Annotated in this window: 14 protein-coding genes and 1 tRNA gene; 7 read left to right on the top strand and 8 right to left on the bottom strand. The window is 49.5% G+C overall.

Going from position 1 to position 23,560, the window contains the following annotated elements; genetic code table 11:
• The first annotated feature begins 7 nt into the window (after nucleotides 1–7).
• The gene (locus H6G00_RS31840) at nucleotides 8–1,168 is read left to right on the top strand and encodes a MarR family transcriptional regulator (protein WP_190799803.1); all 1,161 of its coding nucleotides are present in this window, start codon (nucleotides 8–10) and stop codon (nucleotides 1,166–1,168) included.
• Nucleotides 1,169–1,733: 565 nt separating this feature from the next.
• Nucleotides 1,734–2,819, top strand: a complete 1,086-nt coding sequence (locus H6G00_RS31835) for an aliphatic amidase (protein ID WP_190799802.1) — start codon at nucleotides 1,734–1,736, stop codon at nucleotides 2,817–2,819.
• A gap of 124 nt (nucleotides 2,820–2,943) precedes the next feature.
• Here H6G00_RS31835 and H6G00_RS31830 read toward each other — a convergent pair whose 3' ends face one another.
• From H6G00_RS31830 to H6G00_RS31815, 4 genes are all read right to left on the bottom strand, one after another.
• A complete protein-coding gene (locus tag H6G00_RS31830; RefSeq protein WP_190799801.1) occupies nucleotides 2,944–4,164 on the bottom strand; it encodes an SDR family NAD(P)-dependent oxidoreductase in 1,221 nt (406 codons plus the stop codon).
• Nucleotides 4,165–4,206: 42 nt separating this feature from the next.
• Nucleotides 4,207–5,472 (bottom strand): ATP-grasp domain-containing protein, encoded by a 1,266-nt coding sequence (locus tag H6G00_RS31825; RefSeq protein WP_190799800.1) that lies wholly within the window; start codon nucleotides 5,470–5,472, stop codon nucleotides 4,207–4,209.
• Between the two features lie 170 nt (nucleotides 5,473–5,642).
• Entirely contained in the window at nucleotides 5,643–5,996 is a 354-nt protein-coding gene (locus tag H6G00_RS31820) for a hypothetical protein (RefSeq protein WP_190645346.1), read from the bottom strand.
• 198 nt (nucleotides 5,997–6,194) lie between these two features.
• A tRNA-Asp gene (locus H6G00_RS31815) sits at nucleotides 6,195–6,268 on the bottom strand.
• Between the two features lie 225 nt (nucleotides 6,269–6,493).
• On the opposite strand from H6G00_RS31815, the gene H6G00_RS31810 reads away from it, so the two are divergent.
• The 4 genes from H6G00_RS31810 to H6G00_RS31795 all read left to right on the top strand — a co-directional run bounded on the left by H6G00_RS31810 (nucleotide 6,494) and on the right by H6G00_RS31795 (nucleotide 13,757).
• Nucleotides 6,494–10,411 (top strand): phytase, encoded by a 3,918-nt coding sequence (locus H6G00_RS31810; protein WP_190799799.1) that lies wholly within the window; start codon nucleotides 6,494–6,496, stop codon nucleotides 10,409–10,411.
• A gap of 261 nt (nucleotides 10,412–10,672) precedes the next feature.
• On the top strand, nucleotides 10,673–11,176 hold the full coding sequence (locus tag H6G00_RS31805) for a hypothetical protein (protein ID WP_199318836.1): 504 nt from the start codon (nucleotides 10,673–10,675) through the stop codon (nucleotides 11,174–11,176).
• A 251-nt stretch (nucleotides 11,177–11,427) separates the two neighbouring features.
• The gene (locus tag H6G00_RS31800; protein ID WP_190799797.1) at nucleotides 11,428–12,198 is read left to right on the top strand and encodes an ABC transporter ATP-binding protein; all 771 of its coding nucleotides are present in this window, start codon (nucleotides 11,428–11,430) and stop codon (nucleotides 12,196–12,198) included.
• Nucleotides 12,195–13,757 carry a hypothetical protein gene (locus tag H6G00_RS31795; RefSeq protein WP_190799796.1) on the top strand — a complete coding sequence of 521 codons (1,563 nt, stop codon included), beginning with the start codon at nucleotides 12,195–12,197 and terminating at the stop codon, nucleotides 13,755–13,757. The genes H6G00_RS31800 and H6G00_RS31795 overlap by 4 nt, the downstream gene beginning before the upstream one ends.
• A gap of 88 nt (nucleotides 13,758–13,845) precedes the next feature.
• On the opposite strand, the gene abc-f is transcribed toward H6G00_RS31795, so the two are convergent.
• Nucleotides 13,846–15,471, bottom strand: coding sequence for a ribosomal protection-like ABC-F family protein (abc-f, locus tag H6G00_RS31790; RefSeq protein ID WP_190799795.1), 1,626 nt, complete (start codon nucleotides 15,469–15,471; stop codon nucleotides 13,846–13,848).
• Nucleotides 15,472–16,135: 664 nt separating this feature from the next.
• Between abc-f and H6G00_RS31785 the strand changes: the two genes are divergently transcribed.
• Complete coding sequence (locus tag H6G00_RS31785; protein WP_190799794.1) at nucleotides 16,136–18,118, top strand: M1 family aminopeptidase; 1,983 nt, start codon at nucleotides 16,136–16,138, stop codon at nucleotides 18,116–18,118.
• A 106-nt stretch (nucleotides 18,119–18,224) separates the two neighbouring features.
• Here H6G00_RS31785 and H6G00_RS31780 read toward each other — a convergent pair whose 3' ends face one another.
• From H6G00_RS31780 to H6G00_RS31770, 3 genes are all read right to left on the bottom strand, one after another.
• The gene (locus H6G00_RS31780; protein WP_190799793.1) at nucleotides 18,225–19,097 is read right to left on the bottom strand and encodes a DMT family transporter; all 873 of its coding nucleotides are present in this window, start codon (nucleotides 19,095–19,097) and stop codon (nucleotides 18,225–18,227) included.
• A 216-nt stretch (nucleotides 19,098–19,313) separates the two neighbouring features.
• Nucleotides 19,314–20,300, bottom strand: a complete 987-nt coding sequence (locus tag H6G00_RS31775) for a hypothetical protein (protein WP_190799792.1) — start codon at nucleotides 20,298–20,300, stop codon at nucleotides 19,314–19,316.
• A 113-nt stretch (nucleotides 20,301–20,413) separates the two neighbouring features.
• Nucleotides 20,414–23,542: a hypothetical protein gene (locus H6G00_RS31770; RefSeq protein WP_190799791.1), complete on the bottom strand. Its 3,129-nt coding sequence runs from the start codon at nucleotides 23,540–23,542 to the stop codon at nucleotides 20,414–20,416.
• Nucleotides 23,543–23,560: the final 18 nt, after the last annotated feature.

The following is a 23,560-nucleotide window of genomic DNA, read 5'->3' as shown; positions in this document are numbered from 1 at the left end:
AGCATTCATGCTGGAAAACGCACAAACCTCATCTAATGCTCTGAGTGATCACGCTCCGAGTGATGAATGCGTCTTTGCTCAAGAAGATGAGATCGTGTTCTTTGCTGAAGAAACAGACCCAAGCCAGCATGGAAGCTGGAAAATCTTAATCGTCGATGATGATGTTGAAGTCCATGAAGTCACAAAACTGGCGCTAAGCGACTTTACCTTTGAAAATAAAACATTGACATTTATTAGTGCCTACTCTGCTCAAGAAGCCAAACAGTTGATTCAGGCTCATCCTGATACGGCAATTGTGTTTCTAGACGTAGTCATGGAAACAGAAGATGCAGGGTTGCAGGTGATTCCCTACATTCGAGAAGAGCTAGAAAACCCAATCGTCAGAATTATCCTGAGAACCGGACAGCCAGGACAGGCACCCGAAAATGTGGTGGCAGTGAACTATGGCATCGATGATTACAAAACAAAAACAGAGCTGACCTCCCAAAAGCTATTCATCACGGTAATTACAGCACTCAGAGCATTTTCCACGCTGACCCAAGTATTTGAAGTGAGTCAAATGCTAGAGCAAGAATTGGCTCAGTACAGACAGGAAGCCTTACAACCCAACGACGTCGAGGTGCCTACCTCAACCCAAACCCATGTTAAACGGCATGAAAAAATAGAAACTTTAGGTGAATTGGTCACAGAAATTGTCCACAAGGCTCTGACTTCTCCCAGCCAGGCAGGAGCAATTTACACCACGTCAATCATTGCTCGAATCGCCAGAATGGTTCTGCGAATTACTGACGAGCATTCGGCAAAGCTAGGCATTTCGCAAAGTAAGCTCGCCGTTCTGCTCTATCTCAGTACTGAACCTGAGTTATGTGCCAGTCCGTCGTCTTTAGCCAAACAGTGTGGCGTTTCCCGCGCTGCCATGACCGGCTTATTAGATGGGCTAGAGCAAGACAGCTATGTCGAACGCGATGTGCATCCTTCTGACCGCCGGGCACTCATGGTAAAACTGACCCCAGAAGGGCAACAATTCTTAAGCTGGATTGCACCCCAGGATCAATATCAACTCTCTGAGCTAATGAGCTCTCTGAATGAAGCAGAACGCAAAACGCTGATGGATCTCGTGATCAAAACAGCGAAACTGCTCGATGAAACAGCTTTGCCTGCCGACTGATGCCTGTAGGAGTGAGCATCTGTTTGCTACGTAGGGGAGAAATGCCCGAAGCGCCATGCAGGATGGCAAATTCGCATTGAGAGAAAATAGTTAAGCAATTAACTATTAAGTGTAAAACTAGATACAAATTAGGCTTATCCAACTCTTTATTATCTATCCAGATTGTTGAAAGCTCTCTCATGAGCGTCAACTGATCGGTAGCGAACCAGCAAACAATCGCTAGCGAACCAGCAAACACAAGGCGAGTGGTGAGGATTGTCCGGTTACGGGGAGGCAACTGATTCTTAGAGTCCAACTTGTATTCAAGGTGCTGTGGCTTGAGGAGGAAGCCTTGGCGATCGCAAAAAATTGAGATAAACCTTTTTTCCTGGCTCAAAGCCCGGTGGCGCTGGTTTGGAGGTTGCAAGCCCTTCTTAAACAGCGACAAGCTCAGTCTGTTCCAGCAGATTACAACCTTTAAAGTCTTGCAACTGGAAGTACCAAAAAATCCAGGAGAGTTTTTCTATGGCTCTCCTCTGCCATTGGTCACTAGAAGCTCTAAATACAACACTCACTGGGGGTACTCATGTCTTACCACGGCGACATTTCATCGAGTGAAGATGCAGTTGGAGTTGCGGTTGTTAACTACAAGATGCCGCGCCTGCACACCAAAGCAGAGGTCATTGAAAACTGTAAGAACATTGCCTCAATGATCGACGGGATGAAAGTAGGTCTACCGGGAATGGATCTGGTGATCTTTCCTGAGTATTCCACTCACGGCATCATGTATGATCCCAAAGAAATGATGGAAACGGCAGCAAGCATCCCTGGAGAGGAAACGCAAATCTTCTCAGAAGCTTGCGTTCGCAATAAGGTTTGGGGCGTTTTCTCACTCACTGGAGAACAGCACGAAGAGCATCCTAACAAGGTTCCCTACAACACCTTGATTTTGATGAACGACCAGGGACAGATCGTTCAAAAATATCGCAAAATTATGCCCTGGACACCGATTGAAGGCTGGTATCCTGGCAACTGCACCTACGTTTCAGAAGGGCCAAAGGGACTCAAGATAAGTTTGATTATTTGTGATGATGGCAATTATCCCGAAATCTGGCGCGATTGTGCCATGAGAGGAGCCGAACTGATTGTTCGCTGCCAGGGATATATGTATCCGGCAAAAGATCAGCAAATCATGGTGTCTAAAGCAATGGCGTGGATGAACAACGTTTATGTTGCCGTTGCTAATGCTGCCGGATTTGATGGCGTATATAGCTACTTTGGACACTCTGCTGTAGTTGGCTTCGACGGTCGCACTTTAGGTGAGTGTGGCGAAGAAGAAATGGGAATTCAGTATGCTGCTCTGTCTAAGTTTGCGATTCGTGACTTCCGCAAAAACTCTCAGTCACAGAATCACTTGTTTAAGCTGCTACATCGCGGTTACACCGGAATGCTCAATTCGGGTGATGGTTCTGAAGGGATGGCGGAATGTCCTTACCAGTTCTATCGAGACTGGGTTCTGGAGCCGAAGAAAGCGAAGGAGAAAGCAGAAGCGATTACTCGCTCGACCATTGGTACGGAAGAGTGCCCGATTGAGGGTATCCCCAATCAGAAGGTTAGTCCTCCTCCAGTAAAGTCCTCACCCACAACAGTTCAAGTCTCCGTAAATGGCTAATTTATAGCTGGAGATTACGGGAGTTTCCACTTGTATTAGCTACAAACCTCAGCGTAGGGGCGGTTCGCGAACTGCCCCTACGCTGAGGACTCCCGATTAACGGAAAACCAATTTGATCAATCTTCTACGGGGACAATTCCGCTGAGGATGTTCCGACTTGGACTTGTTCGGTGAGTGATGTTCCGTTTACCGTAGATCCTTCAGGTAACTGTGTCACCTCAGACTGTGTCACTTCAGCAGATGGCTGTTTTGCTTCGGTAGGTGAGGAGTGCTGCTCATGTTCGAGCAACTTCACCGTGGTATTGCTTTTGGGTTCAGCGACCGGAACTTCATTGTTGCGCTGTGCCGCTCGATTACTCAACGCGGTCAGCCAGGAAGGTGCCCAGGATGAGTGGCTATCTCTGCCAAAGGCACGTTCTTGACCCATTCCACCAGATTTAGGCAGTAACCGATTTGTCAGACTGAGCAGGTTTGCAGTGAGTCCCGGAAATAGCCCAGCAAATTTGGCAGAAAGCCAAGCCGGAAAAGGCACGATCACTTCTGCATCTCCTCGCTTGAGGGCTTTGATCGTCCGCTGAGCGACCTCTTCAGCACTGGCAGAAAGCAGTGGCAGTGAGTCACTAATACTAAACCAGGCAAACTCCTTGCGGTTCTGACCCTTCACAATGGCGTGATCAACCACACCCGTGTGAATGAAACCAGGGCAAACTGTTGTAACGGCAATTCCAGTGCTTGCTAGCTCAGTCTGCATTCCCTCTGATAGTCCGGTTAGGGCAAATTTGCTGGCGCAGTAAGCCACCATGTGCGGAGATACTATTTTGCCGCCAATAGAGGAGATATTCACAATCCTGCCCGCTTTGCGCTGACGCATCTCTGGCAGCACAGCGTAACTGGTGTAAAGCGGTGCCCAAAAATGCAGCTTCATTGTATCGTCGTAGTCCTGCATGGTGAGGCTATCCAGCGGTCCGACAATATCTGTTCCGGCATTGTTGATTAGAATGTCGATCGACCCAAAGCGGTCCTTAACTTGCTGCACCATCTGCTCAACTTGAGTTTGATCGGTGACGTCACACGTTACTGCCAGGACTTCCCCTTGCTTTAGTTCCGTTTGCGCCCGTTCTAGCTCGTCCTCATCTCGCGCACAGAGGGCAACTCGTGCCCCCGACTGGACGAGTTGACGTGCCATGACTAAACCTAATCCGCGTGAACCTCCGGTTAACAAGACTGTTTTACCATCCAGGTCATAGCTGCGTTCACGCCACCATCGATCTAGCGACACTGAGAAAAGGAGTGTGGCGATCGCCAAAACAACAAAAGTGAGTAAACCTTGATAAGTTAAATTCATTAATCAAAAATCCTGCGATTCAAGCGATTCAAAAGTGGTGTTTTAACTTGTTAAGCGCAATCCCTGATCGTGCAGGTTTTGCTCAATCTGCTGCATTTCCTGGAGCGTTTCTCCGGCGACAATGCCATAAATTTCAGTGTAAATTTTGCCGTATTTCACCTTCTCCAACGCCGAGAGAATCAGAAAATCTTTCCGCTCTAGCTGCGGCCTCAGTGTGGTGAGAATTTCGTCGAGAGTTCCTTCCATGCGGTAGTCGCTGGAATATTTGGCGATCGCCTTATCCAGCTTCAACAGTTGATGGCGCTGCAAGCAAAGCGGCGTTGAACCATTGATGCGAAAATTGGCATCGATTCCGTAGAGTCTTCCGTCTCGGTCTTCTAATATATCGAAGCCAATTACTCCGAAATATCCCTGTTGATGAGCATATTGTCCTATCGCTGTAATCATTTCGGAGAACTTACTCATATCGTCGGTGTAGTCGATTAACCCTCCTAAGTAGTTCCCTTCGGAGCTAACTAACTGCTGAGTTACACCAACTAACGAAATCTCACCTTGCTTATTCACATAGAACTGGGCACAGTAGTTGTTAACCTCATGCTTGACAAACTCCGAAACGATGATTGTCTTTAACAAGTTGATCGACAAGTACTTCTGCAATTCTTCCAGGCAATAGTTGAGATCGCTGTGACTGCGAATAATGTAAGTTCCTTCACCCGAAAGTCCGTGAGATGTCTTGATCAGGTAAGGAAACTGTTGAGGAAGCTGAATTTGATCCAGGCTAATCTGATCCAACTCATAGGTTTGATAAGTTGGACAGGGAATCCCCAACTCAGAAAGCGCAGCTTTACTGAGCAGGCGGTAGTGAGTATCTGGGTTAACGGCGTGCTTTTCATGCGCCAACCGATCAAACGGAAATAAGACAATCACCTGGTCAAGGCGATCGCCACTCAACTCATCTAGATAAGTTGAGCAATCCATCATCTGCAAATGAGTATCATCAAAGCCGAAATGCTCTCGCCAGTATTGCATCAGCTGGTTTTGAGGGGGTCTGATTGCCACACCCGTAAGAGTATTACCTAGGACTGCCAGGTTTTTCCAGGGTTCTTTCTGGCAAATTTTGTCAAAGGATGTCTTTGTGGCTTCACTGCTGCCATCTTGCAGAAAGTATTTTTGCACGTTGGGATAAGCAGCCCAGCTTGCAGTTGCGGGATAGTTTAAAAGCAGCCCATAATACCTGTCTCTAATATCCTGAGCGAACAAGTCCGAAAGGGAGTTTCCCTGAAAAAACTGAGTGAGTGGAGGAGTCATAACGGAAGGGTTAGGCGATCGCCAAATTTTGTCCTTGCGGCTATTAGTCTAGAGGTGATTTAGTGCCTAATAGCGTAACGGCTGACTTTTCGAGATAACTCTACCGCAAGGACAACTCCTCTTTCTCTATAGATAGACCTTCTTGCTCAGTAGCGAGTTGCTATACCCAATTATTTTTCATTTCTTTCTCCGATCGCTTCGACCAGTGCTGACTTCGTTCGCTCAATCAAAAGCCGAACCCGCTCCATCTGCGCTTCACTCGCTGCCCTTTGCCGAGGAGCCATTTCTGTTGTGTCAACCCTCAGCATTTGCTCATAAGAGCGAAATACCTGAAAAGCATAGCTTGCGATCGCAAGCTGCTCCTCAGACAGGATTTCTACACGTTCTACCAAATCAGTACAAGTTGCTGACAGCGGTAAACCAAACACGTCGGTGTAAAGAGGCGGTACTGGGTTAGAGCATTTTCTTAAATCATTAAGTATGCCAACTGCTTCTTCCAACATCTGACCGTCAAAGTCAGCCAAGGAATTGAGGAGAGACAGTAAGAGATAGTTAGATTTTCTTTGCTTCAACTCGCAATCACGGAATAACTTGCTCTTTTCAATTCTAGTAAAGAATGGAGCTCAAGCGGATGGATAAGAAAGCGACAAATAGTTTGTTACTAAGACTTTAGCGACGCTAGTCTGTCATCGATGGCAGACTAGCGTCGCTGTACAGCTCTACGGGACTGACGGGGCTCGAACCCGCAACTTCCGCCGTGACAGGGCGGTGCTCTAACCAATTGAACTACAGTCCCCCGTTAGGGGCAATATCTAGTGTGCCGAAAGAAGGCGGATTTGTCAAACAAAAATCGAAAATTTCTTTTGGACTTATTACCCAAACCATAAGCTTCCCATAGTCCAGCCTTTAGATGCGGGTGATATCTTCCTGAGCGGTAACCCGGTTTAAGCCCTCTAAACCTATACACCGCTAGCTTTTTCCATTTCCAGGAATAAAACTTTACCTCGTCAAGGAAGCTTTCATGGTACATCCCGATACCGTTCGTTTTGCCCAGTTCAACGCCTCGCTGAACCGCAACAACGCAGGCGAACTAGTTACCGATTTGTCCACCCCCGACAATGCTCAGGCTAAGACCGTCGCAGAAATCATCCAGCGAACCAATCCGGATGTGCTGCTGATCAACGAGTTTGACTTTGATGAAAGCGGCACTGCTGCTGAGCTGTTTCAGCAAAACTATCTGGGTGTCAGCCAAAACGGAGTTGACCCGGTTGAATATCCCTATTACTACATCGCGCCCTCCAACACGGGCATTCCCTCTGGCTCTGACCTGAACAATGACGGCAGGGTGAGCGGGCCAGATGATGCCTTTGGGTTTGGCTTTTTTCCCGGTCAGTATGGCATGGTGGTTTATTCCAAGTACCCGATTGACACTGAGAATGTCCGCACCTTCCAAAATTTCCTGTGGAAAGACATGCCGGGGGCACTGCTGCCCGATGACCCCAACACGCCGGAGGCAAACGACTGGTATTCAGCGGAAGAGTTAGCGGCATTCCGGCTCTCGTCCAAGAGTCACTGGGATATTCCGATTGAGGTGAATGGCGAGACGATTCACTTTCTCACCAGCCATCCTACGCCACCCGTGTTTGACGGACCGGAAGACCGCAACGGTCGCCGCAACCACGACGAGATTCGCTTTTGGTCAGACTATATAACTCCAGGAGAAGGCGATTACATCTACGACGATGCGGGCGATACTGGCGGCTTGGCGGATGGCTCCAAGTTTGTGATTGCGGGCGACCAGAATGCTGACCCCTTTGATGGCGACAGCGTTGAAGATGCCGTTCTCCAGTTGCTTAACAACCCGCTGATCAACACTAGCGTCACACCCAGCAGCGAGGGTGCAGTGGATGCATCAGAGCGTCAGAGTGGTGCAAATACGGCTCACACCAACAATCCTGCCTTTGACACGGCAGATTTTGCTGATACGACTCCGGGCAATCTGAGGGCTGACTATGTGCTGCCTTCCCAAAATTTGGAGATTACTGACGCTCAGGTATTTTGGCCAACTAGCGATGATCCTCAATTTGGGTTGGTGGGCAACTTTCCGTTTCCCAGTTCTGACCATCGGCTGGTGTGGGTTGACCTGGCAACGGAGCCTGCGGCGGACCGGAATCGACAAACGGTGGCGGGGGTAGATTTCTTGGGAGAAGTGACGTTTCCAACCTCCCTCACCTTTGAGGGAACTCAGGTTGGCGGACTGTCAGGAATTGCCTATGACGCAGCTAACGACATTTACTACAGCATTGCGGACGATCGCAGCCAATTTAACCCAGCTCGGTTCTACACGCTGTCGATTGACCTGAGCGCTGGAGAACTGCGAGACGGCGATATTAGCTTTGAAGACGTAACCACTCTGCTGGATGAGTCAGGCAATCCGTCTGCTGAACTTAGCCTTGACCCAGAGGGAATTGCCCTTTCCCCAGATGGCACCCTGTATGTCTCCTCTGAGGGTGACGCAACTCGACTGATTAGCCCGTTTGTGAATCAGTTTTCGCTGAATGGGGAGCAAATTGGGAAATTGGCGATCGCCGACAAATACTTCCCCACCGCCAATAACAGCAGCGGCATTCGCAACAACCTTGCTTTTGAAAGCGCCACCATTACCCCCGACGGTCGCTACCTCTACACCGCTACTGAAAATGCGCTCAACCAGGACGGACCAGCGGCAGACCTAGAGCAGGAAAGCGTTTCCCGCATCATCAAATATGACCTGCTCATTGGACAACCCGTGCAGGAGTTCATTTATGAAGTTGATGCGGTCGCTGAAACGCCTGTTCCGGCAGATGCTTTCCGCACGAATGGTTTGGTTGAACTGCTGGCGATCGACAACAGCGGCACCTTGCTAGCCCTAGAGCGCTCCTTCTCCACAGGCGTAGGCAACACCGTCAAGCTCTATGAAATCAGCACTCAGGGCGCGCTGGATATTAGCAGCAGAGACAGCCTGCTATTTGAAGACGGCGTTGCTTTTGAGGTTGACCCAACCGTTTCTAAACGAGAACTGCTCGACTTTGCTGATTTCGGCATCACGCCAGACAACCTGGAAGGCTTGGCGCTAGGACCAAAGCTGGCGGATGGTCGTCAATCGCTGATCGTGGTCAGTGACAATAACTTCAGCGACACTCAGGTGACACAGTTCATCGCCTTAAGCCTGGATTTAGACACGATTCCCGTCGTAGCACCTACGGTTGAAACGCCACCTACCTTTGACATCGAGGAACCGCCCAGCGGGCCAGCTCTCTCCAGTGCAGACGATCCCGCAATTTATGTGCATTCAACCGACTCTTCGCTCAGTCTGGTGGTCACAGCGCTCAAGAATGGCGGCTTGCAGGTACACGACCTGAACGGGGAATTGCTACAAACGATCGCCCCTGACTCTCCCGAAGACCTGCGCTATAACAACGTCGATACACTGTATGGCTTTAATCTGGGTGGTGAAACGGTGGATCTGGCGATCGCTAGCGATCGCCTTAACGACACCATCGCCATCTATCGCATCGATCCAGAAACCCGCCAGTTAACCAACATCACTGCTCCAGACATTCTGGAAACCCTCTTTGGCATAGATGATGGCGAACAAACCGCTTACGGGGTAGCAAACTACATTAGTCCCATTACGGGCAAAGCCTATGCCTTCGTCACCCAGTCCGACGGCAACCAAATTGCTCAGCTGGAGCTGATCGACAACGGCGAAGGACAAGTGGATGCCAAAATCGTTCGAGTTCTCACCGTTCCCGTTCCCACTGATGGACGAGATCCCCTCACTGAAGGTGTAGTTGTAGACGCTGAACTGGGCTATCTCTACATCGGTCAGGAACAGGTCGGCATCTACAAATTCTCCGCAGAGCCAGAAGGCGGCGACGAAGGCGTGCTGATCGACGCAGTGAAGCCCGAGGGCAACGCCCTTGAAGCCGACGTAGAAGGATTGGCTCTCTACTATGGCGCAAATGGTACGGGTTATCTAATTGCTTCCAGCCAGGGCGACAGCACCTTTGCCGTTTATAGCCGCGAAGGTGACAACGCCTACCTGGGTAGCTTCATCGTGGGTGAAGCGAATGGCATCGATAGCGTAGACGGCAGTGACGGCTTAGACGTGATTAACGTACCGCTTGGACCCAACTTCCTCTCTGGGCTGCTGGTCGTCCACGATCAGCAAAATGAACCTGCCCTGATTGTTGAAGACGATGGAGAACTGGTCAACGCCAGCGGCAACTTCAAGTTTGTCCCCTGGAAGAATGTCGCCAGTAGCTTCCCAAATCCTTTAGACATCGACACCAGCAGCTATGATCCGCGCAATCCCTCTGCTAGAACCCTCATCGTTGGCACCCCAGATGCAGAAACCCTGGTCGGCACTGCCGATGATGAAGTTCTCAATGGCTTTGGCGGAAACGATACGATCGCAGGTGGTTTGGGCAACGACATCATTTATGGTGGTGCAGGCAATGACGTGTTGAGGGGCGATCGCAACCAGTCCAGCACGGGCGGCAACACAGGCGGCGACGACATTCTTTATGGCGGCACAGGCAATGACCGGATCGGCGGTAAAGGTGGCAACGACAAACTCCACGGCGAAGCAGGCAATGATCATCTCTTTGGCGACAATGGCGACGACCTGCTGCGCGGCGGCTTAGGCAACGATAGATTAGTAGGCGGCAGGGGTCGCGACACCTTTGTCCTGGCAGCAGGCGAAGGAACCGACACGATCCGCGACTTTCAGGTTAGCGAAGACCGAATCGAACCGACAGAAGGCTTAACCTTCGGGCAGCTATCCGTGATTCAATCGGGTCAAAACACTCGAATTCTGCTGGGCGAAGAAACTCTAGCAATTCTCCGACAGGTAAATGCAAGTACTCTGGTAGAGGCAGTTTTCACCACCATCTAAATATCAATTCCAAAAATTAGGGCTACAGATGGGAACGGGGTGCCTTTCCATCTATAGCCTCTTTTTAGAGAAACGTTATAACGTTATTTGAACTTTGAACTGGTGGTTTCTCGTTACCAAGCTCTGGCTGAGTGACGGCTGATAACAAGCTCCAGCTTCCAGTGGAAGTTGGAGCTTCTCCAGTTGTAGACAGGTCACATAGAAGGTATGCAAGAATGAGCCACTGCTGATGGCAGAATGTTGCAGTTAGAAACAATCATCATGGATTGGAAAACAACACTTTCATTTATCGTCAGTGCCACACTCCTGATTCTATTGGGCGGTTGGCTGCTCGAAGCAAATGTATTGCCTATTCCAACTGAACTCAATTACAGTCAGACAGAGCAGCACCTCATAAGGATTTGGCTTCAGGCTGCGGTCGTGATTGGATTGATCCTGCCTGGAATTTCATTTTTGGCTCACCTGCGTCGTCCTAGAGCCAGATCAATCCTGGGATTTTATCTATTGGTTCTTATCATTCAAATTATCACTGAGCAAATTCTTAGTGGCGTTTTTCCTTCTGGTCTAGTACTCATCATTGGTTCGCTCTACACCGCATTTCGCGTTTGGCAACTATGGCAGGGGCAACAGCTGATGAGAGCGGATGCTGAAAAGAGGAGTAATCGCGATCGCGGACTGCTTGGCTTGCTGTGGCTCATGCTGCTGTTTTGGTCAGCAAACCTAATCGTTCTTGGGGCAATTGGCTGGTCTCAATTTACTCGATAGACTGAGTTAGCGTGAATCACTTGGGCACGATGTCGTAGATTCAAGCGATCGAAAAGTGAGTTACATGAATTTTCAACGTTCTTTCCGCAATGTAGGGCTGTTCAGCAATTTCTCGATTCGTTGAACCGTTCTTGTGTATAGCTCCGATGCGCCGTGTGTCTCGTAACGTTTACTTTGGCGATCGCCCTGCTCCTACCTAAATATGTCACCATTACCTCGTAGCTCGTCTACCGCTTCAACAGGTTCCTCGCATGAAAATTGCCCTCAAACTAGTCACACTCAGCAAGCGCTATGGCACTCATGAAGCCGTCAATCGCCTCAGCCTGCAGATTCCTCAAGGCTCTCTCTACGCCCTGCTAGGGCCAAACGGCGCGGGCAAAACCACCACCTTGAGAATGGTTGCTGGACTGCTTCAACCAGACAGCGGCGACGCCCTGATTCAAGGACACAGCATCACCAAAAATCCCAGCGCTGCAAAGCGGGTTTTAGCGTACTTGCCAGACGAACCGCTGCTCTACGGCAAACTGCGTCCAATGGAATATCTAGAATTTGTGGCAGGTCTGTGGGAAATTCCTGCAACTCAGGCAGAAACTCGCGCCCAAGACTTGCTAAAACAGCTTAACCTGTGGGACGTGAGAGGCGACCTGAGTGAAACTTTCTCTCGCGGGATGAGACAAAAACTCAGTCTAGCGGGTGCATTCATTCACCAGCCACAACTCATCATTCTGGATGAACCGCTGTCTGGGTTGGATGCTGCTGCTGCTCGCCTGGTCAAAGATATGCTGGCAGACTATGTACGGCAGGGCAACACCGTTATTCTCACGACCCACATCATGGAAATTGCCGAACGCATGGCTCAGCGGATTGGCATCATTAATCACGGACAGCTGATTGCAGAAGGCACTTTAGACGAACTGAGGATGCAAAGCGGTGAAATAGGTGGCACTCTGGAAACCGTCTTTTTAGATTTAACTCAGAGCCAAGACATTAACGACCCGCAACCAGAGGGGCAAAGAGGATGAAAGTCGGTACTTTACCCTGGTTGCTGTGGCATGAGTTGCGCCTGTGGTGGCGTGAGATGAGAAGTAAAACCTTGTTGATTGCCCTGGCGTTTGCGTTTGGGCTATTGATAGCGGTGCTATTTACCCTGTCTTGGTTTGCTCTGTCCCCGGTGCGGCAGCAGGTTTCTTTTGACACGATTCCTGAACCTGCTGTATGGGCGGCTGTAATGATTTGGCTGGTCGGATTTTTCTACGCCTTCATTCAAGCAATGGGTCAGAGTATTGTGGCCCTGTTTGATCGGGGTGATCTGGATCTGCTAATTGCTTCGCCCATTTCCAGCAAAGTTGTTTTTGCGAGTCGTTTGCTGGGAGTGGTGGTTGAAACTTTCCTGGGCTTTTGCTTGCTGGTTGTGCCGGTTAGTCTGATTGCAATTCTTGTGGGCGTGCCGCGACTACTCGGTCTTTATCCAGCTCTAATTGGAATCAGCCTTTACGCTACCAGCCTATCGATGCTGTTGTCACTGTTGTTGGTGCGGCTGTTTGGCGCAAAACGGGCACGCGTCTTTGCTCAGGTTCTCACCGTTTTCTTTAGCGCCATCGTATTTTTAGGTGCTCAACTGCCAAACCTGGTAAGTCAAGACTCGATCAACGGGATCAGCGGGGCAAGCGGAGCATTTTGGCTGCAGGTGCAGGACTGGTTTCGTACAGGTAGCCTGCTTGGGGCAGACAGCCTGATCTGGTTTCCTGCTAAAACGATTTTCTTGGACCCGATCGCCACACTTTTGACGCTTTTGACTAGTGGCTTACTGGCGTGGCTCACCGTAGAAACGCTGCACCGCTCCTTCGTTGCAGGAACGCAGCAATCGATGACCCGCAAGCAGCGGCAGCTTCGTCCTGATCAGTCCACACGCTTTACCAGTGGGTTTAACCGTGTGGTTTTGTTCAAAGAGTGGCGCATTATTCGGCGCAATCCTTATCTGATTTCCAATATCTTTTTGCAAATCTTGTTTTTGATTCCAGCGTTGGTGATTGTGTCGAGAGGAGATATGGGGGTGGCGATCGCCTCCCTTTCCACCTTTGTGGCCACCGTTAGCACCTTTGTGGGCAGCACCCTGGTTCAGTCCCTCACCCAAATCTGTGTCTCTGGTGAAGAAGCTGCCGATCTGCTCAAAGCCTCTCCGGTGAACAGTGCCACCCTGCGCCGTCTGAAATTACTAGCTGCCTTAATTCCGGTCTGGTTGTTGCTGTCTCCCCTGTTTATCACACTCATTGTGAAAGGCGAAGCGTGGCTGGCACCGCTATTTGTGTTCCTTTGCGCTACCACCAGTGCGGCAGTCTTGCGCCTGTGGAATTCCCGTCCCATTTCTCTGTCTGATTTGTTTAAGCGACGACAAAACGTTCAAGGCGACCCACTTTTAGGGTTCCTGGAATTCGTTTCTACATTTGCCTGGGCTGGACTAGGGTTTGGTTTAGAGCAAACTCACTCCGGCTGGATTTTTACCCCATTAGGCATTGTGCTGATGGCGATGACCATTGCTTACGGACGCAGTCGCCAGCTAGGAACATCCTTAGGCTTTTAGGTAAACTGAACCTTCCTCCTCTTCACGTTTTGTCAGTCAGGTCAATGAGCCAATGAGTCGCGTTCTCAATCCTCTAAAACTAGCGCTGCTACTCATCTCCATTGAAGTCTTCACACTCCAGAAGCTCGTTGTAATAGTGCGATCGCTCACTGGGAAGATACATTGTTTGCTGCAACGTTTGGTGCTTTAGACGAAATGATCGGGTGATGTTGATCCGACTTAAGAAATCTAGATCATGTGAAATCACCCAAAGTGCGCCCTGATACTCGTTCAATGCTTCAACGATCTGATCGACGGTTGTAATGTCAAGATTGTTGGTCGGCTCATCGAGAATCAGCAGATCAAGTTCTGAGATGGTAATCATGGCGATCGCTAATCTCGCCAATTCTCCACCACTTAACACCGATGCAGGTTTGTATACATCGTCATTGAAGAACAGAAAATGTCCCAACTGTTGCCGCAATAGCTGATAGTTGAGAGCCGGATTTGCCCGCTGCATATTTTCCAGAACCGTTTGAGTGTGATCGACAAACTCATAGCTCTGATCAAGATACATAATCTGCATCTGCGCGAGTCGAACATTACCCTGAAGTTGAGCTAGGGCTGCTTCAATCCCCACAATTGCTTTCACAAAACAGGATTTACCGGAACCGTTAACACCTGCAATCGAAATGCGATCGCCACTCTCAACCTGAAGCTGAATCTCTTTGAGCAACAGACGATGATCGACCCAAAGATTTGCCTGATTGATCTCGATTAAATTTCTGTGTTTTTGACTTTTTCCCTCTAGTTGAATGCTGGTTGTTTTATGTGTTCTCACTTTGGTCGCTGCAACTTTCTGAACTGCAGTCGCGATCGCCTGATCGTGTTTCACTTTCAACGTTGCTGCCGTTGCTTCGGCTTGCCGCTTTAAACCTCCTGCTGCAATGCGTGGCATATCGCCATTCAGCTGTCGCCTGCGACCGTTGCGGCTCGATTGAGCGGTTCGTTCCTGTTCGCGCAAGGCAGACGTTTTCGCATGTTTGAGTTCTTTTCGGGCAGTTTCATGCGATCGCATTCGTGCTGAGTGTTCTAGCTGCTTTTGTTCCCGGTATAGGGAATAATTGCCGCCATAAACTTGCAATCCTTCAGGTGTGAGTTCCCAGGTTGTGTTGGTCACTTGATCTAGAAAGAAAGGTTTGTGCGAGACAATCACAAATGCACCCTGAAACTGGCAAAGGAACTGCCGCAGTTCTTCGAGTGACAGGTAATCAAGATGATTAGTCGGTTCATCCAGAAACAAGAGATCGGGCGATCGCGCTAACCCCACTGCTAGAAGCAATTTGGTCAACTCTCCACCGCTCAGGTTTTGGATTAACAGCGACAGATCTAGAGTAGTGCTAAATATCGTTTCGAGAATCTGTTCAATCTCCCACCACTCGTTAGAGATGGCGTTAAGAAAATTAAAAATGGACTCTGATTGAATGGACTCTCGAATGGTGCTGATCTGGGGCAGATAATAGGTTGAACCATTGCGAACTACTGATCCCTGTCTAAGTGGAAACTCACCTGACAAAAGTTTGAGCAATGTTGATTTGCCGACTCCGTTGGAGCCGACTAAGGCAACTCGGTCACCTGCTGAGAGACTGAGATGAATCCCTTGAAAAAGATGTGTGGAATTCAGTTCATAGCTCAAGTTCTCAGCAATTAAGTAGGGCTGTCGATCGTTTGACATCCACTACCTCCTTACAAAATAAAACTGCAAGAGTGCTGATAGCGTAGCGATATTCGTTGTGTAAAAGCTTAAGAAGCCAGAGCAGAGAGTGATTTTAGCTCACGTCTGTTTTGCCATATCGAGAGCCCGGCTGATTTCAACTATTTAGTAAACGACTCTGTTGGGTGCTCGGCTTCGGGATACTACTTCATTGCTGTTTGGACTTGAGGAGTTTTGATCAGGATAACGCAAATTTATCTACAACGTCTAGCGATCGACAATCGAGTTCATATTATTTCAGTACTGGTTAGTACTGACTAACCACCAAATGTCAGCGTTTATAGACCTGCGGTAATCTTGCTGTGATTGGGTATAAGATATATTTTCATTTTGCTTGAACACTTGTTCAGAGATCCCTAACCCTGTGTAACCTAGCAGTTCTAAATCAGCTGTAAGACAAGCAAGTTGCGAGAAGCATACTCCTTAGGGATACGCTTCTCACACCTGATCTAGGGTTGCTTACATCCATTAACAAAAGTGCGTCAGCAACTGGTTAACACGTCACTACTTCGCTTGAGCTACGCTTGTAGCGATCGCAAACCCAAGCCCTCTTCAAATTTCCTCAAGTCCTATTAGTTCGCAACAATTCTTTTAACGCATGTGTACGATCTGTAACTTTTTTGGTTTGAGCGACTCTCTGCCTCAAACAACTTCCAGCGCTGCTAAAACTTCAGATTCCACCGTGGGCGGTGCAGGCGCAGGTGTAGGTGATTCACTTTATCCGGGTTTTGGCAACAGTGGCTATGATACTCAACATTACACCCTTGATCTCAATGTTACTGATGTTGACACCAGTACGCTCGATGCAACTACCACAATCGAGGCGATCGCAACCCAAGATCTGAGCAGTTTTAATCTAGATTTTATCGGATTCACCATTGACGAGATTATTGTCAACGGAAAGCCCGCAGAGTTTAGTCGCGATGGGCAAGAGTTAACCATTACACCAGCAGATCCTTTGGCTGAAGGTGAAGCGTTTACGGTGGCGGTAGATTACAACGGTGCCCCAACACAGATTGATTCGGTTGCCTTTACTTTCCCTGTACCAACCGGATGGGTCATCGTTGATGGCGGAAACTTCGTTCTGAGTGAGCCAGATGGAGCTGCCAACTATTACCCAGTCAATGACCACCCCCTGGATAGAGCCTCGTACACTTTCCGTGTGACGGTTCCAGAGTCCTATGAGGTGGCTGCTAACGGAGTGTTGGAACAAACGGTTGATAACGGCGATTCGACCACTTATGTGTTTGAAGCTCGCGATCCAATGGTGAGTTACTTGACAACGGTAAACATTGGCAGTGGTTTTAACATTGAGACTTCAGAAAGCTCATCCGGTGTACCCATTCGCAATTATTTTGCGGAAGGACTTCCAGAGGAGAAGCTTGCGCCGTTTGACCTTCAGCCAGAGATGCTAGATTACTTTAGCGAGATCTTTGGACCCTATCCATTTGAGGTGTATGGCTCTGTCGTCGTAGATGCTGAAACGGGTGGAGCACTGGAAACTCAAACTTTATCTATCTTTGGCTCAGATTTACTAGACTCACCTACCCTAGAAGAAACCATTGCCCATGAGCTATCGCACCAGTGGTTTGGTAATGAGGTAGCTCTAGCAGACTGGAGTGATATTTGGTTGAACGAAGGGTTTGCGACCTACTCGGAAGGGCTATGGATTGAATACAGCAGAGGAGATGAAGCCCTGGATGAGTGGGTTGAAGGACAGTATAACGAGGTTGCCACTCGTCTTAATCAGTTGGTGTCGCCTGGTGAACCTCCTGCTGATAATCTCTTCAACAATGGAGTGTACAGTTGGGGAGCGTTGGGGTTACATGCGCTAAGGCTAGAGGTTGGTGATGATAGCTTCTTCGACATCGTGCAGACGTATTATGATCGCTTTAAGGGCGGCAATGTTAAAACTGCGGACTTAATTGCCGTTGCAGAAGAAGTCAGTGGACAAGAGTTAGTATCATTCTTCGATCGCTGGATTTACAGCGACAACCTGGCTCCCCTCCCAGAACTGGGTCTGGTATTTCCTGGCACGATTTCTGGTAGTGCTGCTAGTGAGCAGTTGGTTGGTTCTGATGATGTGGACGACATCATCTATAGCTACAAAGGCAATGATGTAGTTGCTGGTGGCGGGGGCAACGATACGCTCTACGGCGAGGCAGGGAATGATGTACTGCGGGGTGATGCTAATAGACCCTCTAGTGGCAGCCCTGTAGGGGGCGATGACATCCTCTATGGAGGTGCTGGAAGCGATCGCCTCGGCGGTAAGGGCGGCAATGATTCCCTTTACGGTGACGAAGGCAATGACGCAATTTGGGGAGATAATGGGGACGACTTACTTTCGGGTGGAAGAGGTAGCGATCTCCTTTATGGTGGCAAGGGTATAGACACATTTGTCATTGCCCCTGGTGAAGGTACAGATGTGGTTCGGGACTTTAAGCTGGGTGAGGACAAAATCGGACTAGCAGATGGGTTAACTTTTGCTCAATTGTCTCTGGGACAAAGCGGCAAGACCGCACTCATCAGCTTTGAGAATGAAGTCCTAGCCCGGGTTAATGGTGTAGCTGGCTCACTCACGAGCGCTGATTTTATGGCGATCGCCTAAGCAATCGGTGTTTGTTATAACGTTTCTCTAAAGAGGCTACAGATGGAAGGGCACCCTGCGTAGCGGGGTGCCCTTCCATCTGTAGCCCTAATTTTTGGAATGGGTATTATCCGATTGCCAAAGCGATGACTCCTAAAACCATCAAACTCGCTGCTATGAGTCGACCTTTGGCATTACCTTCAGCTAACAACTGTGTTCCCATTAATGCTCCAATGACAATACTAATTTCACGGGCAGGAGCAATATAGCTCACTGGGCTAAAGGTTAACGCAGTGAGAACCAATATATAAGATAAAGGAGACAAAACTGCTACTCCAACGACCTCTCGACGATAGGTTTGCCAGAGCTGCTTTACTTCCCCAAGCCGGGACAATGTGAAGGGGGTAACTAATGCAGCACGAGTCAGATTAGATGCCCAATCTTGCAGTAGAGGAGGCACTGCCAGTTGGCTTACGGCATATTTATCCCACAGCGTGTAAGTAGCAATGCAAGCACCTGTGAGTAGAGCATAGCTAATCGCTTGCATAAGGTTAGCTCCTCCACTCTGCGTCGCTTTATTAGTTACTTGAGAGGTAAATAGAAAAATTCCTCCAGCAATGAGAACAGTACCGCCGATCGCAATAGGTGTCGGGTGTTCTCCAAACAAGACGATCGCCCCTACTGTGGAGAGCATTGGTCCTGTGCCTCGTGCCAGCGGGTAGACCAGCGATAAATCTCCCACTCGGTAACCCTGTTGCAATAGCAAAAAATAGACCGCATGAATGGCACCACTGCCAACCATAAAACTAAGCTGTTCCCAGCCCAGGTGAGGATGCTGCTTAACTAGAATGGCAATCGCGAGTGGCGCATAAAGCAGAGTAGAAAGCACACCAAACAGCCAAACAAAAGTAACACCACCGCTCACTCGTTTGGCTAAAAAATTCCAGCTTGCGTGAATAAAAGCCGCCGCAACAACCAGAGACAGTGCTAAAGAAGTCACAGAACAAAACTCCTTGGGATAAAAAGACATGCAAAAGCATGTCAACCAACCCCTCTGGTGTTTTATTCCTCTAGGTGCTGCCGCGTAGCGACTTTATGTAGCGCTCGGTCCAAGCCTGTAAAGTTAACAGTGGAACCCTAGCTACCTCCTGATTGACGCTCTCATTATACACAGTTCTAAATTCGCAGAGTTTATATTCCTACCGATGAACGTTACTTACAAAATTATTGGACGTACTCCCAGGCTAGGAACGATCGCTCCATCTGGAGGAACAATAAATCCCACCATGCCATGATGAGTTGTGCAGAGGTTGCGATCGCCCAAAGACTGAGTGATTTGTTGATAAAGGCTGCTATCCCAATTCTGTCGGCTTGTCAATTGGCTAAACTTGTGGCGAATGGTTGCGTCTCCTCCCCAAAGAACCCGCCCAAACAGAAATAAACTGAACACCGGCAGCACCCCTTCAGCAGAGAAGGAATAGCTAATGCCAATAGAGCCTCCCGGTAGTTTGTAGCGTAAAGCATATCCATAACTTTCTTCCAGAAGTTCCAGGAGTTCCTGAGTTCGCCCTCCCAGCCCACAGTAAATCATTAAGTTTTTCAGATGATGGGGAGTGGCATCAGTGACACGAAAATAGGATTCGAGTCGATGTGTTGTGAGGTGATAGCCAAGCATCCGCAGGGGAAGGGGGCGATCGCTCAGTTGCGGATGGGGAATTTGCAGGGTGCGAAGAGCTTGCTCTAAAAAAGACGAATTCTCTTGAGGAACTTCTACATAGAGCTTGTAGCTGTCACTGGTGTTGCTGTGTCTTCCTCCCACCCAGGCTCCATATTGCAGGTCTACACCCTGCTGCATTTGACGAAATGTATTCTGCATTGCTGGAGAAACGGGATGACCCAGTTGAGCGAGTTGTTGAAAGGCTAAGGAAAGTCGCTGTGGTGGTGGAATGAGCGGTGTCCCAACCTCAGTTGTGTAGCGGAGGTCGGTATCTGCGGGAGTAAAAGCAAACTCAAGGGGGAAACCATCACCCGTGAGAGAGCTGCCCTGCCAGGCGATCGCCTCATCGGGTTCGCGATACATTTCCTGAAGCAGTACTTGCAGCGCTGAACTTGCACGCTGGGCAGCAGCAGGTATAGTTTGAGCAAAAACATCCAAACTGGACTGGACATCTGATTGGTGAATGGATGCAAGTGTCGCAGTCATAATGAGTTTCCTAAAGAGAATGAATTGAATAATATTGTTTTTTGAAGTCGGACTATACACCAATCTCTGTAAGGGCGGTTCGCGAACCGCCCTTACGCTATGACTTACCCACTTTAAACTGGCTGCAAGTGCTCACCAACAAAGACGACGGCTGCATCTGTAGTGACGGGTTGCTCCCGACGAACAGAGTGATCTGTTCCCAGAACAGTAAGTTGGAAAGTGTAGGTCTTCTGTTGAGGATTAATTCGAGCAATCCGTAGCTGCTGGGGCTCAAGGCTTTGCCCTTCAAAGCGCAACCGTTCCTCTCGGGTGTAATGGTTCTGAGGATCTTCGTACTTCACATCAACAATCAACATCCGAATAGCAGATGCATCATAGTTGGGGAAAAACTCAAGATTGAGCGAATCCTCAAAAGGATCGTTAACCACAAGGGTAGTTGCCTGAGTCGTGGTAGGAATCCCCTCTCGCACTGAGCCATCTTTTAAATGGTGAACTAACCGATAGGAGTAGGTGCGCTGTTCTGGACGGTTGAGCCGCAGCCGCCAGAACTGTTCCCCTGAATCTGGTTTAACGGTAATTACCTTGTTACGTGACCAGTTCCCGGGATCTTCGTAGTTGAAATGCACATCGATTGAGTCCACCATGCCTGCGTCGATATCTCCTGGAAGAACTTTGATTTCAAGGAAACCAAAGTCATTAAAAGGATTAACCAACAAGGTGCGATCTTGGGTAGGACGCGATGCAAATTCGTAGCTGAACGCACTTCCATCCCACCCCGACAGCGGATCGAAGTGATACTGCACCTGATAGTGATAGCCCAGATCGAGTGCCCGATTCATAAAGAAGGAATAGCTTTGTTCTCTGGGGCTATTGCGGTCAAAGGTAAAGTCTTTGTGTCTCAGGGTAGCTGGATCTTCTGCACTGCCATAATCCAGGGCTACATCGATCGCCGTTAAACCCAGTCGCTCCAGATCAACAGGTGCATCTACAGTTACGTCGATCTGGCGGAAAAAGGGATGATCCAGATCAACATCAATAAAGTGTCCAGTGCCCACTAGATCACGAGCTAGGAAACCAATTAATCCTTGGGGTGCGTAGGTTCGCTGTACTGCATCGGTACGGCTATACCGTAACGTGATCACCTTGTCCTCAATCTGTTCGATCTTCTTGAGGCTGAAGGCAAGCCGTATACCGAGAGGAGGCTGTCCATTTGGCTGTTCCCCGTTGGGCTGTTCGCCATTAGGTTGCTCACCATTTGGCTGTTCGCCACCGGGCTGTTCCCCGCTAGGTTGTTCGCCACCGGGCTGCTCTCCACCGGGCTGTTCCCCGCCTGGCTGTTCTCCTGGCTGATTGGCAGGGCGAGATAGGGTAGCTCGAAGGGCGATCGCCTCATCTCCCTGCACCATTCCTCGAACAATCGCCACCCGATCGGTAGGATCGCCGTTTCGCCCTGCGGCAAATGCTTCGGTATGACCATGAGCAGCATTGGACAGGATAGCGGGAGGATTAGGAGTGTCGAGGATAATGCCTTCTGCAACCTGTCTGCGGCGATCGCTTAGATCCTGGTTGCGCTGCTGCATCTGTGGCGTATTGTTGCCCTCATAACTGGCATAGGCATCAATGCGAACTTGTCTGGGAGCCGCGAGCGAATTTTGAATCCAGTTCCGCAAGGCAGCCGCACCACGAGCGCCACCGCCAATCGAAAGGATGTTACCTGTGCTGGCTTGAAAACGGCTGTCTAGAGGCGTTGTCGCATTATTCAGATAGCGTCGGTAAGTAGCGCTGGGAGGATTGGCAGACCAGCCTGGTTGAAGTGGTTTATCGTAATCAAAAAACAGGTAGAAAGATTCCTCATGCAGTGCCGGTGGGTAATCAGCCTCGATCGCCAGATTGGCACCAGGAGGCACGTCCAGCGTCACCTGTCGTGAGGCATTTAATGTTTGCACAGCATCCCCAATTTTCACGACGGGAGGTTGACTGCCACCTGCAAAGGTCAACGTTACCTGGGTGCTGTTGGCAACGGGAGTATGGGTGACGGTGTAGCCTGGTCGGTTGGGTGTAACGCTAGTAATGGACAGTTGATAGGGCTGTACCTCATCGGTTGCTGATGCCGTTTCAGCGCGGTCACGAAGGGCGATCGCACTGCGCCCTTCTCCCGTCGTTGCCGTCCTTTCACTGCCACCTGAGGTACCTCCTGGCGCAGAGCTACTTCCTGATGTAGAACTACTCCCTGAATTTCTGCCCCCCGCATTTTCCCCCGTGCCATTTCCCTGTGGGTTTCTGCCCCCTGTATTTCCCCCCGCAGTTCCATTACCCGGAGAGGGAGTACCGCCCTGCCCATTGCCCGTCCCTGGAATTCCTGGTAATCCGGGAATTCCGCCACTGTTGTTATTGTCAAAGGTAATAGGGGCGAGCGTGGGTTTAAACCACTCATTCAGCAGCGTTTCCTTAAAGAAATCCAGTGCCCATTGCTCTTTATTGGTCTGATCCTGTGCGTCAGAGAAGTTAATCACCTTAATCTGGATGATCCCTTCCTGTTTGAGTTTCTCGAACGCCATATCGACGCCCGCTTGCAGGTACACCGGAACACCAGCGATAGGTCCACCCGCACTGAAATCTACACCAAAACTCAGGTGATCATAGATGCGCTTATAGTTTGCTGTGATTTCGACTTCAAGCGCTGGGCGTAGGGCAGTGTATTTCAGGTCGTAAATCACCCCGACAGGCTTCCCCCCCTCCTGAAACGCCTGGCGCAGAATGATCGCCCCTTCCTGACTTAGAGTGAGTCCAAAGACAGCATTGTTCGTGCCACCAAGGGCTGGTTTAGTCGTACCGAGGATCTTTTCGACAGCACGAAATGCACCGGGAGGAGCAGGCTCAGCATTAGTGCCACCGCCTCCCTGCAAGTCCAGCGCCATCACCTGCACGGTGCCTTCGTCAAAGGGAACGGCGGCAAGACGCGGACGACCACGAGTGACAGAAGCCAGTTTGCTTAGAATTTTTTGTTCCAGTTCTTTTTTAAGCTTCAGTTCAACTTCCAGGGTCAGGAAGCCACCCCCGGAGATGCCGCTGTTGGCTACGGCAGGTCGATATGTAATCAGGGTGAATTGGGGTTCTTCGTCGGTTCCTCGTCGCGCTAGATCGACCGGATTAGGTAAGAACCAGTATTGTTGAGGGTCAGCATGGTCGGCAAAGACCGTGATTCCCTCAATGGTCATTGTTTTGCTGCCAAGTTGTAACATGGCACCTCCTTGAAGTAG

Source organism: Leptolyngbya sp. FACHB-541 (genome assembly GCF_014695875.1).
GTDB lineage: Bacteria > Cyanobacteriota > Cyanobacteriia > Elainellales > Elainellaceae > JAAUTN01.
The sequence above is the reverse complement of the archived record's forward strand: the minus strand, read 5'-3'. Positions and strand labels throughout refer to the sequence as shown.